A 13,821-nucleotide genomic window follows, 5' to 3' on the forward strand; every position below is an offset into this window, starting at 1 on the left:
GTGCACGCGGATGGAATCGATCAGCTGGGCCAGGTCGTCGTCATTGGTCAGCACCGCCCCGCCGTCGCCGTAGCAGCCCAGCGGCTTGGCCGGGAAGAAGCTGGTGGTGGTGATGTCGGCCCACTTCAGCGGGTGCTCGCCGTTGATCGTGCAGCCGAAGCCCTGGGCCGAATCCGAGATCAGCTTCAGCCCGTATCGGTCGCATATCGCCTTGATGGCCGGATAGTCGGCCGGCTGGCCGAACAGGTCGACGGCGATGACCACGCGCGGCGTCAGCCGGCCTTCCTTCAGCGTCGCCTCGATGGCCGCCTCGAGGTGGCCGGGGTCCATGTTGTAGGTCGTGGCGTCGACGTCGACGAAGACGGGCTCGGCGTCGAACCACGGCACGATCTCGGCCGTCGCCGCGAAGGTGAACGACGGCACGAAGACCGCGTCGCCGCGGCCGATCCCCCAGGCCATCAGCGGCAGGGCCAGGGCGTCGGTGCCGTTGGCGCAGCCGAGGGCGTGTTTCGCCTGGCCGAAGGCGGCCAGATCCGCCTCGAACTGGCGCACCTGCGGCCCCATGACCCAGGCCCCGCCGACCACGGCCGCCTGCACCGCGGCCTCGATCGCGCCGTTCAGCCGCAGCCTCTGTGCCTGAAGGTCGATGAAGGGAATGGTCATGGCGGATGGTCTCCGATCGCGCGGGCGGCCCGCGCCGGGCTGGCGCTCCCTACCAAATCGCCCGCTGTCCCGCCAAATCCGCCGGGGTCACTTCCCGTGACGGGTTGCAACGACAGCGTACGGCGCCGTATGCGGCCATCATGACATCCGGCGTACCCGCCGTCTTCCTCGATCGCGACGGCGTTCTGATCGAGGACTCCGGCTATCCTCATCTGGAAGAGCATCTGCGCTTCGTCCCCGGCGCCGGCGAGGCTGTGCGCCGGCTGAACCAGCTCGGCTATCTGTGCGTCGTGGTGACCAACCAGTCCGGCGTCGCCCGCGGCCTGTTCACGGAAGCGCAGATGAAGGCCTTCAACACCTTGCTGGTGCGCCGGATGGCCGCGAGCCGGGCCGTCATCGGCGCCGTCTACGCCTGCCCCTTCCACGCCGAGGCGATCGACGAGCGCTACCGCCATCCCGACCATCCGGACCGCAAGCCCAACCCCGGCATGATCCTGCGCGCCATCGCCGATCACCACATCAATCCGGCCAAATCCTTCCTGATCGGCGACCAGGCCTCGGACCTCGAGGCCGCCCGCCGCGCCGGCATCCCCGGCTTCCGCTTCGAGGGCGGAAACCTCGATGATTTCGTAAAAGACCTGCTCGGCCATTGAAGGAATTCTTCCGACAGTGAATTACTCCGGTCAGACTCCGGAGCCGACCGCATGACCCAGACCTTCGCCGAACGCCGCTGGACCAGCCCCGACGGGCTCAGCCTGTTCGCCCGCGACTACGCCGCCGCCGCCGGTCCGGCGAAACTGCCGGTGATCGCCATCCACGGCCTGACCCGAAACTCGGCCGACTTCGGCGCCATCGCCCCCCTGATCGCCCAGAGCGGCCGCCGGGTGCTGGCCGTCGACGTGCGCGGCCGGGGCCTGTCGGATCGCGCCCCCGATCCGATGACCTATCAGCCGCTGAACTACGCCCAGGACGTGCTGGCCCTGATGGAGCAGGCCGGGATCGCCCGCGCGGTCTTCCTCGGCACCTCGATGGGCGGGCTGATCACCATGGCCCTGACCGCCCTCCGCTCGAAGGTCGTCGCCGCCGCCATCCTCAACGACATCGGGCCCGAGGTGGCGAAGGAGGGTCTGGCCCGGATCGCCGCCTATTCCGGCCAGCCGGTCGACACCCCCGGCTGGGCCGAGGCCGCGGCCTATGTGAAGTCGATCAACGCCGTCGCCTTCCCCCACTACACCGACGCCGACTGGGACGCCTTCGCCCGCCGCACCTTCAGGATCGGCACGGAAGGGTCGCCGGTGCTGGACTACGACCCCGACATCGCCGTGCCGATCCGCGCCGCCGGCGCCAAGGCGCTGGTCCCCAATCTGTGGCCGATGTTCGGGCGCCTGGCCAAGGCGCGGCCGGTGCTGCTGGTGCGCGGCCAGAATTCCGACCTGCTCAGCGAGGCCATCGCCGCGAAGATGCAGAAGCGCGCCCCGAAGATGGACTATGTCGAGGTCCCCGGCGTCGGCCACGCCCCCATGCTGGACGAGCCGGAAGCCAAGGCGGCGATCTTCCCGTTTTTGGGCGAACTGCCGTGAGGCGAGGCATCACGCGTCCGGCACGTTCGCGTCCAGCTCATCCAGCCACACCCGCGCGGTCGCGTCCGACGGCGCCCGCCAGTCCCCGCGCGGCGACAGCGAACCGCCCGTCACCACCTTCGGCCCGTTCGGCAGAGCCGAGCGCTTGAACTGCGAGGTCTGGAAGAAGCGCACCAGAAACTTCCGCAGCCAGTATTTGATCGTCGCCAGGTCGTACTCGACCTTCTCGTCCTCCGGCGTCCCCGCCGGCCAGTGCCCCGTCGAGGCGTCCTTCCACGCCTGATGCGCCAGATACGCCACCTTCGACGGCTTCAGGCCGAAACGGGTGATGTAGAACAGGAAGAAGTCGTTCAACGGGTAGGGCCCGACCGTCGCCTCCGTGGACTGGATCTTCCCATTCTGCGCCGGCACCAGCTCGGGCGAAATCTCCGTGTCGAGGATGCCGCGCAGCACCGGCGCCGCCTCCGCCCCGACCACCTCGCGGTCGGCGACCCAGCGGATCAGGTGCCGGATCAGCGTCTTCGCCACCCCGCCGTTGACGTTGTAGTGGCTCATGTGGTCGCCGACGCCATAGGTGGCCCAGCCCAGCGCCAGCTCCGACAGGTCCCCGGTGCCCAGCACGAAGGCCCCGTTCTGGTTGGCCAGCCGGAACAGATAGTCGGTCCGCAAGCCCGCCTGCACGTTCTCGAAAGTGATGTCGTGCACCGGCTCGCCCTTCGCGAAGGGATGGCCGATGGCCTCCAGCATGGTCGTCGCGGTCGGCCGGATATCGATTTCGGCCCCGGTGATCCCGAGCGCCTTCATCAGCGTCCAGGCGTTCGACTTCGTCCCCTCCGAGGTCGCGAAGCCCGGCATGGTGTAGCCGAGGATGCCGGTCCTCGGCAGGCCCAGCCGGTCGAAGGCGCGGCAGGCCACCAGCAGGGCCTGGGTCGAATCCAGCCCGCCGGAAACGCCGACGACGATCCGCTCGCCATTGGTCGCCTTCATCCGGCGCATCAGCCCCTGCACCTGGATGTTGAAGGCCTCGTAGCAGTCCTGATCCAGCCGGGCCGGATCGTCCGGCACGAAGGGGAAGCGGTCGAGGGGGCGGCGCAACGAGCCGACCGCCCGGCCGGCGCCGGCGTCCCGAATGGAAACCGGCACATAATCGCCTCGTGTCGCGTCGCGCCGCGGCGTGTTCTCCAGGTCGCCCGTCCGCAGCTCCCGACGGGTGCAGTCGGCGAAGGTGCCGTTGCGCAGTCGTTCCAACCCGATCCGCCCGATGTCGATGTCGGCCACGGTCAGATGGTTCTCCAGCGCGAACCGTTCCCCTTCGGCCAGTTTCGCGCCCAGCTCGTGGATCATCGCCTGCCCGTCCCACGCCAGATCGGTGGTCGATTCGCCCCAGCCGGAGGCGGCGAAAACATAGGCGGACAGCGTTCGCGACGATTGACTGGCGCAGAGAACGGCCCGCTCCTCAGCCTTGCCGATGACGATGTTGGACGCCGACAGGTTGAGCAGGATACGGGCGCCGGCCATGGCCTGACGGGTCGAGGGCGGCAGCGGCGCCCAGAAGTCCTCGCAGATTTCCGCGCCGAAGGTGAACCCCGGCCGGTCCTCGACGCTGAAGATCAGGTGAGGTCCGAACGCTGCGTAATAGCCGCCTACCCCGATGTTGCAGCCGGAACCGCGAAACAGTTCCTCCGACGCGGCGGCGAACCAGCGTTTCTCGTAATATTCCCGATAGTTGGGCAGGTAGGTCTTGGGCACGACGCCCCATACCCACCCGTCCGACATCACCACGGCGGTGTTGTAGAGGCGCTCCTCATGGCGGACCGGAGCGCCGACCACGGCGATGACCCCTGTCGCCTTGGTCTCCTGGCAGATGCGGTCGATCTGGCGCTCTACCTCTTCCAGCAGGGAGTCCTGCAACAGCAGATCGTCGATTGCATAGCCCGAGACGCTCAGCTCCGGGAAGACGATCAGGTCGACGCCCTCATCGGCCGCCTGGCGGATCAAGGCGATGTGTTCGTCGGCGTTGGCCGCGGGGTCGGCGGTATGGACCACGGGGGTCGCGGCGGCGACGCGGACGAAGCCGTGGGCGGCGGGACTGTGAAAGGCGCGGGTCTTGGGCAAGTCGATGATCCCTGTCTCATGGCGTTCTAGCGTGACAACGCCCGGCGGTCACGGAGGGTGTTTTCCCACACGCCGCGCCGTCGCGCCCCGGGCCGGCGGCGGGGCCGCGCGAGATCGCGTGACGCGCCCGCTTCGCCCCGCTAAAGCCAACCCATGAACGACGCGCCGAAAAAAGGCTGGCTCTCCCGCCTGAGCGAGGGCCTGTCCCGCTCCTCGAAACAGATGACCGAGCAGGTCGTCGCCGCCTTCGTCAAGGAACCCCTGTCCGAGGCCGCGCTCGACGGGCTGGAGGAACACCTCCTCGAAAGCGACCTGGGGCCCGCCGCCACAGACCGCATCGTCGCCCGCTTCCGCGAGCTGCGCTTCGGCGCCGGCGCCAATGAACGCGAGGTCAAGGAGGCGCTGGCCGAGGCCGTGGCCGCCGAACTGGTCCGTCACGAGGCCCGCTACGAACCGCTGAACGGGCCGAAGCCGTTCGTCACCCTGTTCGTCGGCGTCAACGGCTCGGGCAAGACCACCACCCTCGGCAAGATCGCCTCGGACCTGACCGGTCAGGGGGCGAAGGTGATGATCGTCGCCTGCGACACCTTCCGCGCCGCCGCCCGAGAACAGCTCAAGGTCTGGTCCGAGCGCGCCGGGGCGACCTTCGAGAGCCGCCGCGACGGGGCCGACCCCGCCGGTCTGGCCTTCGACGCCTACACCCGGGCCAGGGCCGAGGGGTTCGACGTCGTGCTGATCGACACCGCCGGCCGGCTGCAGAACAAATCGGCCCTGATGGACGAACTGCTGAAGATCGTCCGCGTGCTGAAGAAGATCGATCCCGACGCTCCGCACGAGACCCTTCTGGTGCTCGACGCCACCGTGGGACGCAACGCCCTGGCCCAGGAACAGATCTTCGGTCGCACCGCCTATGTCTCCGGCCTGGTCATGACCAAGCTGGACGGCACCGCCCGCGGCGGCGTTCTGGTGCCCGTGGCCCAGGCCTCGGACGCCCCGATCAAGCTGATCGGCGTCGGCGAGGGCGTCGACGACCTGCAACCGTTCGACGCCCGGGCCTTTTCACGCTCTCTGGTCGGGCTCGAGGACTGACGCATGAACGAACCCTCCGCCCCCGCCCCGCCCCCGGCTCCGAAAAAGGAGTCGAACCTGCGCCAGCTGGTCGATTTCGGCGGCCTGCTCGCCTTCGGCCTCGCCTTCCTCGTGTTCCGCCTGCGCGGGCTGGAGGGCGACGCGGCCCTGGTCAACGCCACCTGGTTCCTGGTGGCCGGCTCCGCCGTCGGCGTCGCGGTCGGCCTGATCGTCGAGAAGCGGCTTGCCCTGCTGCCGCTGCTGGTCGGCGGCTTCGCCCTGGTCTTCGGCCTGCTGACCCTGCTCACCGGCGACGGCCTGTGGGTCAAGCTGAAGGTCACCATCCTCAACGCCAGCCTCGCCGTCGCCCTTCTGGGCGGACTGTGGCTGGGCAAGCAGCCGCTGCGGGCCCTGCTCGGCACCGTCATTCCGATCAATGACCGGGCGTGGCGCATCCTGACCTTCCGCTACGGCCTGTTCTTCTTCTGCGTCGCCATCACCAACGAGCTGGTGCGCAGCGAGGCCCTGGTCGGCTGGGCGGCGCAGCGCCTCGGCCGCGGCGACCTCGATCCGGCCGACGTCTGGGTCAGCTTCCGTGGCGTGCTGTGGATCGCCTCCTCGGCCTTCGGCCTGTCGCAGATCCCGCTGATCATGCGCAACCTGACCTCGACTGACCAACCGGTCGATCCGATGGCCCCGGCCGAGCCCGACCGCGCGCCCTGAGCGCAAAGCGGCCCGCCTGCGGATCGTCCGTCGTCAAACCGTTAAGCGCGGCTGCTACCTGTAGGGTGAAGCCGAGGGGATACGGTCGATGGTCAAGTCCAGCAACAAGGCCCGACGCGGCGGTCTCGCCGCCTCGCCCAGCCACCTGATGCACCGCGCCCTGCAGCTGGCGCTGGACATCTACACCGAGGAGGCGGGCCCCGACGGCCTGACCCAGCGCCAGTTCGCCGTGCTGGAGGCGGTGTCGCACAAGGCCGGTCTGACCCAGACCGATCTGGTCCGCGCCACCGGCATCGACCGTTCGACCCTGGCCGATCTGGTCTCCCGCATGACGACCAAGGGGCTGCTGGAGCGCGAACGCTCGACGCTGGACGCCCGCGCCAAGGCGGTGCGCCTGTCCGAAGCCGGCGCCGCCGCCCTTGAGGCCGCCCGCCCGAGGGTCGAGGCCGCCGACAAACGCATTCTCGCCCTGCTGCCCAAGGCCAAGCGCGACGGCTTCCTCGCCCGGCTGGCCGAACTCGCCGGCGAAGCCGACGCAGCCCCCGACAAGGCGAAGGCCGAGATCAAGGCCGCCCGCAAGGCCGCCCGCGAGGCGAAGAAGGCCGGCAAGCTGGCGAAGAAGGCGGACAAGCCGAAGCTGAAGCTGGTCGAACCGGCGTAACCCTTTCCCATTGGGAGAGGGCTTGAGCGCACGAGCGCGCAGCGATCGTCCTTGCGCGAAAGGGTGAGGGTCGCCCGCTAGGTCGCGGCTTCGCCGCCCCCGCCAGCCGACCCTCATCCGGCGCTGCGCGCCACCTTCTCCCAACGGGAGAAGGAAGCCGGAGCTCAATCCATCAGCTGCTGCGCCAGATACACGTAATGCCGCGCCCAGCGCCGCGCGTTCGCCACCGGATCAGCGTCGTTGGAATGCCCGCCCGCCGTCTCCTCGTAATAGAGGTGATCGTGGCCCATCGCCTCCAGCCGCGCCGCGAATTTGCGGGCGTGGCCGGGATGGACCCGGTCGTCGCGGGTGTTCGTCGTGATGTAGACGCGCGGATACTCCGTGTCCGGACGAAGCTGCTGATAGGCCGAATAGCGGGCGATGAAAGCCGCCTCTTCCGGGATGCGCGGGTCGCCGTATTCGCCGATCCACGACGCCCCGGCGGGCAGCTCGTGATAGCGCAGCATGTCGATCAGCGGGCTCTCGATCACCGCCGCATTGATCAGCTCCGGATGCTGGGTCATGGCCACCGAGGTCAGCACCCCGCCGTTCGACCGGCCATAGATCCCGGTCCGGCGCGGCGAGGTGATCCCGCGTTGGTGCAGGTCGCGCGCGACCGCCGCATAGTCGTCGAAGGCCAGCTGCCGGTTTTCCTTCAGCACCGACTGGTGCCACGCCGGCCCGAACTCGCCGCCGCCGCGGATATTGGCGTTGACGTAGACGCCGCCGTTCTCGAGCCACAGCCGGCCCATCTCCGGGATGTACGCCGGCGGCTTCGACACCTGGAACCCGCCGTAGCCGTAGATGATCGTCGGCGCCGAGCCGTCCATGGCCAGATCGCGCGGCATGACGACGAAATAGGGGATCTTCGTCCCGTCCGACGACGTCGCCTCGAACTGCTCGACCACATGGGTCGAGGCGTCGAAGCGGGCCGGGGCGGAGCGAAGAACGTTGGTCCTGCCGGTATTGGTGTCCGCGAGGCTCAGCGTCGACGGGGTCAGGAATCCTTCGACGGAATAGAAGAAGCGGCCGCTCTTCTTGGACGAATCCCCGAGGTGCACCGAGACGTTGTCCGGCACGTGGACATTCCGCTCGTGCCACCGGGACGGCGTCGGTTCGAAGACGACCAGACGGCCCCGCACATTGTCGTAGATCGACGCGACGACGCCGCGGTCGCCCAGCACCGCCACCTCTTCGATCGACTGGCGCGGCCCCGGGGTGAACACGACGTCGCCCGTCATCGCGCCGCCTCTGGCCAGCGTCTCGAGGTCGACGACGACCAGCGATCCGGCCTTGACGCCGTTGTTCAGCTCCGCCCAATCCTCCTCCGGCGTCAGGACCAGACTGCCGCCATGGGCGCCGCGCACCGAGATCCGGGCGGGCAGATTCAGCCGGGTCGTGCGGCCGTCGACAAGCTGCCAGGTCTCGCTGCGGAAGGTGTCGAGGGGACGATTGATCAGGACGGCGAGGATTTCACCGTCCCCGTCCCGGTACACGCCCGGGCTCACCCCGTAGCCGCCGTCGCCGATGTCGCCGCGATAGACCTCGGTCGCCTGCGCCAGCGTCTGCCCCCGCTTCAGCGCCTTGACGATGAAGGGATAGCCGCTCTCGGTCAGGGTGTTCGGCCCGAAGTCGGTGGCCACCAGCAGGGTGTCGCGGTCCAGCCATTCCAGCCGGTGCTTGCCCTCGGGCAGGACGAACCCTCCGTCCACGAACGATTTCGACGGAATGTCGAACTCGCGCACCACCACCGCGTCCTTGCCGCCATCCGACAGAGAGATCAGGCAGCGCGTCTCGTCCGGCGCGAGGCAGTCGGCGCCCTTCCACACCCAGTCCTTGCCCTCGGCCTTCGCCAGGGCGTCGATGTCCAGCAGCGTCTCCCACCGCGCGGCGTCCGAGCGGTAGCTGTCCAGCGTCGTGCGCCGCCAGACGCCCTTCGGATTGGCCGCGTCCTGCCAGAAATTGCCGATCCCCTCGCCGAGGAAGGACGGCGACGGGATCCGGTCGGTGGCCGACAGGATGTCGAAGGCCCGCTGGCGGAAGGTCTCATAGCGCCGGTCCCCCTCCAGCGCCGCCAGCGCCTTGCGGTTCGACTCGGCCACAAAGGCCATGGCCTCGGCCCCCTCGACCTGTTCCAGCGCCAGATGGTCGTCGGCGGCGCGGACGCCCGCCGGGGTCAGGTCGGTCGGCAGGTGCGGCGGCGCGGCGACGGTCGCCCTCGGCTCCAGAGGCCCCTCCACCCTGTCGGGCGCGAGGCCGTAGATCCCCTCTTCCGAAGGGCCTGAGGCGCAGGCGGCCAGCAACAGGGCCGGGATCGAGACGGACAGGATCAGTCGGTTCATCGCGCTTTGACTTTCGGATTCAGGGGACCGGCGTCGGCGCGGGGACCTGGGTGTCCATCAGCCGGCGCGTCAGATAGGTGTATTCCAGCGCCAGCCGCCGCGCCGTCTCGCGCAGATTGGCCCCCGCCGCGTGGCCGCCGTCGGTGTTCTCATAGAACAGCACCGGATAGCCCAGTTCCTCCAGCCGCGCCGCCGCCTTGCGGGCGTGGCCCGGATGCACCCGGTCGTCCTTGGTCGAGGTGTGGATGAACACCTCCGGATAGGGCTGGCCCGCCTCCAGACGCTGGTAGGGCGAATACTGTTCGATCCACGCCCGTTCCTCGGGAATGTCCGGATTGCCGTACTCCGCCATCCACGAGGCGCCGGCCAGCAGCTTGTGGAAGCGCAGCATGTCGAACAGCGGCACCTGAATCACCGCCGCATTGATCAGGTCCGGCCGCTGGGTCAGCATCGCCCCCATGAACAGCCCGCCCTGCGAGCCGCCCATGATCCCCAGCTTCGGCTGCGAGGTCACGCCCCGCGCGATCAGGTCCAGCGCCACGGCCTGATAGTCCTCGTGCGCCCGCTGGCGGTTCTGCTGCAGCGCCGCCTGGTGCCAGCGGGGCCCGAACTCGCCGCCGCCGCGGGTGTTGGCGACGACATAGACCCCGCCCCGCTCCAGCCACAGCTTGCCGACCGTGGCCGAATAGCCGGGCAGCAGCGAGTTCTGGAAACCGCCATAGCCGTACAGCAGGGTCGGGTTCGACCCGTCCATCGGCATGTCGCCCTTGTGGACCACGAAATAGGGGATCTTCGTCCCGTCGGCCGAGGTCGCCTCGAACTGCTCGACCACCATTCCTGTGGCGTCGAACTTGGCCGGCAGCGACTTGACCACCTCGGCCGAGCCGGCTGCCGCATCGGCCAGATACAGGCTCGACGGGTTCAGATAGCCGGCCACGCTGACGAACACCCTGTCGTCGCGCTCGCTGGCCGAACCGACGCCGACGGTGACGTTCTGCGGCAGGTCCAGCCGGGCGCGGCTCCACTCGCCGGCCGGGTTCGGCTCATAGACATAGACCGAGCCGCGCACGTTCTCGTACAGGGCCACGACCAGCTTGTTGCGGGTGTTGGAGATGCCCTCGATGGCCTCGCGCTCGCCCGGCCGGATGATCAGCTGCGCCGGCGTCGCCGGATCGGCCAGCCAGCGATCGAGGTCCCAGGCGATCACGTCGCCGGTCCTGAATTCCTGACCCGAGGGCGCGGTCCAGTCCTGGTCGGTGGTGACCACCAGCTGGCCCTGCACCAGGGCGTTGATGTTCGACTTGGCCGGCAGCTCCAGTTTCGTGGTTGAGCCGTCGGCGTTCAGCCGGTGCGTCTCGCCCTCGTAGAAGCTGACGCCCCGGTTGATCAGGGTCGCCTGCACCACGCCGTCGGCGTCGCGCAGCGTATAGCCCGACACCGAGACGTCGGTCGGCTGGCCGGTGAACACCGTCTGCGCCTGGTCGAGGGTCTGACCGCGCTTCAGCACCTTGACGATCATCGGATAGCCCGAGCTGGTCAGGCTGCCCGGGCCGAAGTCGCGCGACACCAGCAAGGTGTCCCGGTCGACCCACGCCGCCCCGCCCTTGGACTCCGGCAGCACGAAGCCGTTCTCGACGAAGGTCTTCGTCGAGCGGTCGAACTCGCGCACCGTCACCGCGTCCTTGCCGCCGTCCGACAGGCTGATCAGGCAGCGGGTCTCGTCCGGCGGCAGGCAGGTCGCGCCCTTGTAGACCCAGTTCTTGCCCTCGGCCGCCGACAGGGCGTCGAAGTCCAGCACCGTCTCCCACTGCGGCTCGGCGGTGCGGTAGCTGTCCAGGGTGGTGGTGCGCCAGACGCCGCGCACATGCTCGGCGTCCTGCCAGAAATTGTCGATCGTGCCATCGTGGTTGAAGCCCGGCGAGGGAATGCGATCGCGCGACTGGACGATCTCCAGCGCCTGCTGGTGCAGGGTCTCGAAGCGCGGATCCCCGCGCAGCACGCCCAGCGAGCGTTCGTTGTGCGCCTCGACCCAGGCCATGGCCCGCTCGCCCTCGACCTCCTCCAGCCACAGATAGGGGTCGGTCGCGTCGGAGGTGGCGAAGCCGCCCCCGGTGGCCTCGGTCGGCGCGGAAGCGGGAGAGGCGTTCTGGGCCATGGCGGCGCTCGAAAGGGCGGTGGAGGCGAGAAGCGCGGCGAGCGCGGCGGTGCGGATCATTGAGAGGTTCCCGACAACTGGTCGGGCAGCACCTTACCGGGCGGCGGGTGCGTCACAAGGCGCGCGGGGGTGAGGTTACGGTTTTGTCATTCAACACCCGCAGGTAGCGGGCAGCAGGCAGAGCGCTCGCGGCTCCGGCGCCGGATCAGACTCCGTCGCCCCTGTTGCCTCGCCCTCCTCACGCCCCCTCGTCCGGAATGCACAGAATCTCCCCGCACGCCTTGCAATGCACCGCATCCGGATCGTGTTTCTGCAGCCCGCAGACGGGGCAGGGGAATTTGACCTTGTGCGGTTTGAAGATGGTCTGGGCCAGCCGCAGGAACAGGGTGATGCCGGTCAGCATGACCACGATCGACAGCACCCGGCCCCAGTTGCCCGGCAGGGTGATGTCCCCGAACCCCGTCGTCGTCAGGGTCGCCACGGTGAAATACAGGGCGTCCAGATACCCGCTGATACCCGGATGGCTGCCTCGGAACGTCGCATAGACGAAGCCGGTCACCACGAAGACGAAGGTGACCAGGGCGGCCAGCGCCCGGGTGACCTCCTCCACGCGGGTGTCGTCGTACCTGTGTCCGATCGTGCGCCAGAAGAAGTCCGAGTTGAGCAGGCTCCACAGCCGCAACAGGCGCAGGAAGCCGAAGTTGTACAGCCAGGCCGGGAACAGCAGGGTGGCCAGAACGAACAGGTCGATCCAGACCACCGGCTTCTTCAGCCAGTCCTTCAGGTCGGTGTGGGCATAGGCCCGGGCCGCCAGATCCAGCCCCAGAATGGCGGCGATCAGATAGTCGACGACATAGAAGACCCGCCCCGCCTCATGCAGGATCGGCGCGGCGAGGAAGAAGCCGATGATCAGGAAATCGATGACGATGACCGCCAGGCGGAAGCGCACCGCCCGCGGCGAGGAGCCGTGATACAGATAGCGCAGCCGCGCCCGCAGACGCAGGCCCCGGGCCTTGTCGGGAACGGACGGGGTCGCGGACCTGGGTCGACTCATGGCCCAGCTTAACGCGGTTCTCTCGCCTGGGGTCCACTCCCGCCCTATATTGGGTCGGATGACCCGCCCTTTCGTCCGCATGAACGGCGCCGGCAACGACTTCGTCGTCGTCAATGCGCTGGAGACGCCGTTCGCGCCGACGGCCGAACAGGTGCGCGCCATCGCCGACCGCGAGACCGGTCAGGGCTGCGACCAGCTGATCGCCATCGAGCCGTCCGACCGCGCCGACGCCTTCATGCGCGTCTGGAACGCCGACGGCGGCCAGGTCGAGACCTGCGGCAACGCCCTGCGCTGCGTCGGCTGGCTGCTGATGGAATCGACCGGCAAGGATTCGGTCGTCATCGACACCCTCGGCGGCCCGACGACGGCGACGCGCGCGGGCCCGCACCGGGTCAGGGTGGATATGGGGGCGCCCGGCCTCGACTGGACCGAGGTGCCGCTGGCCGAAGAGATGGACACCCGCGGCATCGAGCTCCAGGTCGGCCCCATCGACGCCCCCCTCCTGCACACGCCCGGCGCGGTCTCGATGGGCAATCCGCACGTCGTCTTCTTCACCGACCGCCAGGACGACGCCTTCGTCCGCGGCTCCGGCTCGCTGGTCGAGCACCACCCGCTGTTCCCGCAAGGGGTCAACGTCGGCTTCGCCAACGTCCTCGCTCCCGACCGCATCCGCCTCAGGGTCTGGGAGCGCGGCGCCGGCCTGACGAAGGCCTGCGGCACCGGCGCCTGCGCCGCCCTCGTGGCCACGGCCCGCCGCGGCCTGACCGGCCGACACGCCGTCATCGAGGCCGACGGCGGCGAGCTCGTGATCGACTGGGACGAGGCTGCCGGCCACGTCTTCATGACCGGCCCGGTGGAGATCGAGGGGACCGGAGTGCTGACGCTCTGAGCGACCATCTCCTCCCTGTTCGCGTAGCGAATGGGGAGGTGGATCGCCGGCGAAGCCGGCGAGACGGAGGGGCTGCCCCCTGCAAGCTCGGTCGCACCCTGCGACGGACACAGCCCCTCCACCGCTTGACGGCTGCGCGCCGCCCTTCGGGTCGCGGTCCCCTCCCCATCGCTGCGCGACAGGGAGGAAACGGCCAATTGCTGCGCTGCAAGTTCATGCGCCGCCGTCCTTTCGTTTTCCGACAACCCTCTGTGTTTCAACAACATCGCCCACGTGTCAGCGTCCTGAACCCGCCATAGGGCGGGCCCGGTCTAGACTCCTGCCCATCCCGTCGACGGGGAGGGCGTCGGATCCACGTTCTCGAGGACGGCGGGCTGTGGTCGAGCGATGAAGCCCGGGCGATGGAGAGTCCGGGGGTCCTCGCGGAGGTCGATGGATGGCCTCTGCTTGCTCGCCGCGCGCCTTGAGGTGCGGTCAGATGGCCTCGCAATGGCGGGGGTAAGGCCGTCCCGCTCCGGTCCCAGCAATGAGG

General features: G+C 69.0%; 11 protein-coding genes. 6 read left to right on the forward strand and 5 right to left on the reverse strand.

Translation table 11 applies throughout. From position 1 onward, the window contains the following. Window positions 1–663: DegT/DnrJ/EryC1/StrS family aminotransferase (locus V6M45_RS12045; RefSeq protein WP_332656745.1), on the reverse strand; the 663-nt coding region annotated here is incomplete at its 3' end. A gap of 140 nt (window positions 664–803) precedes the next feature. Here V6M45_RS12045 and V6M45_RS12050 point away from each other — a divergent pair. Together V6M45_RS12050 and V6M45_RS12055 are read left to right on the forward strand one after the other, a co-directional pair. Continuing rightward, window positions 804–1,316 (forward strand): D-glycero-alpha-D-manno-heptose-1,7-bisphosphate 7-phosphatase, encoded by a 513-nt coding sequence (locus V6M45_RS12050; protein ID WP_332656747.1) that lies wholly within the window; start codon window positions 804–806, stop codon window positions 1,314–1,316. Between the two features lie 51 nt (window positions 1,317–1,367). Further along, entirely contained in the window at window positions 1,368–2,243 is an 876-nt protein-coding gene (locus tag V6M45_RS12055; protein ID WP_332656749.1) for an alpha/beta fold hydrolase, read from the forward strand. A gap of 9 nt (window positions 2,244–2,252) precedes the next feature. On the opposite strand, the gene V6M45_RS12060 is transcribed toward V6M45_RS12055, so the two are convergent. Continuing rightward, entirely contained in the window at window positions 2,253–4,358 is a 2,106-nt protein-coding gene (locus V6M45_RS12060; protein ID WP_442880586.1) for an NAD(+) synthase, read from the reverse strand. A 153-nt stretch (window positions 4,359–4,511) separates the two neighbouring features. Here V6M45_RS12060 and ftsY point away from each other — a divergent pair, with 153 nt between their 5' ends. The 3 genes from ftsY to V6M45_RS12075 all read left to right on the forward strand — a co-directional run bounded on the left by ftsY (window position 4,512) and on the right by V6M45_RS12075 (window position 6,810). After that, on the forward strand, window positions 4,512–5,447 hold the full coding sequence (gene ftsY / locus V6M45_RS12065; protein WP_332656751.1) for a signal recognition particle-docking protein FtsY: 936 nt from the start codon (window positions 4,512–4,514) through the stop codon (window positions 5,445–5,447). A gap of 3 nt (window positions 5,448–5,450) precedes the next feature. Further along, window positions 5,451–6,149, forward strand: coding sequence for an inner membrane-spanning protein YciB (locus V6M45_RS12070; RefSeq protein ID WP_332656753.1), 699 nt, complete (start codon window positions 5,451–5,453; stop codon window positions 6,147–6,149). Window positions 6,150–6,237: 88 nt separating this feature from the next. Beyond that, the gene (locus V6M45_RS12075; RefSeq protein WP_332656755.1) at window positions 6,238–6,810 is read left to right on the forward strand and encodes a MarR family winged helix-turn-helix transcriptional regulator; all 573 of its coding nucleotides are present in this window, start codon (window positions 6,238–6,240) and stop codon (window positions 6,808–6,810) included. 164 nt (window positions 6,811–6,974) lie between these two features. Here the strand turns inward: V6M45_RS12075 and V6M45_RS12080 are convergent, their stop codons facing one another. The 3 genes from V6M45_RS12080 to V6M45_RS12090 all read right to left on the reverse strand — a co-directional run bounded on the left by V6M45_RS12080 (window position 6,975) and on the right by V6M45_RS12090 (window position 12,400). Then, entirely contained in the window at window positions 6,975–9,191 is a 2,217-nt protein-coding gene (locus tag V6M45_RS12080) for a prolyl oligopeptidase family serine peptidase (RefSeq protein ID WP_332656758.1), read from the reverse strand. A 19-nt stretch (window positions 9,192–9,210) separates the two neighbouring features. Then, window positions 9,211–11,406: a prolyl oligopeptidase family serine peptidase gene (locus tag V6M45_RS12085; protein ID WP_332656760.1), complete on the reverse strand. Its 2,196-nt coding sequence runs from the start codon at window positions 11,404–11,406 to the stop codon at window positions 9,211–9,213. Between the two features lie 178 nt (window positions 11,407–11,584). After that, the gene (locus V6M45_RS12090; RefSeq protein ID WP_332656762.1) at window positions 11,585–12,400 is read right to left on the reverse strand and encodes a potassium channel family protein; all 816 of its coding nucleotides are present in this window, start codon (window positions 12,398–12,400) and stop codon (window positions 11,585–11,587) included. Window positions 12,401–12,458: 58 nt separating this feature from the next. On the opposite strand from V6M45_RS12090, the gene dapF reads away from it, so the two are divergent. Next, window positions 12,459–13,289: a diaminopimelate epimerase gene (gene dapF / locus V6M45_RS12095; protein ID WP_332656764.1), complete on the forward strand. Its 831-nt coding sequence runs from the start codon at window positions 12,459–12,461 to the stop codon at window positions 13,287–13,289. The last annotated feature ends 532 nt before the right edge of the window (window positions 13,290–13,821 follow it).

It is taken from the genome of Brevundimonas sp. (assembly GCF_036676055.1).
Lineage (GTDB): Bacteria > Pseudomonadota > Alphaproteobacteria > Caulobacterales > Caulobacteraceae > Brevundimonas.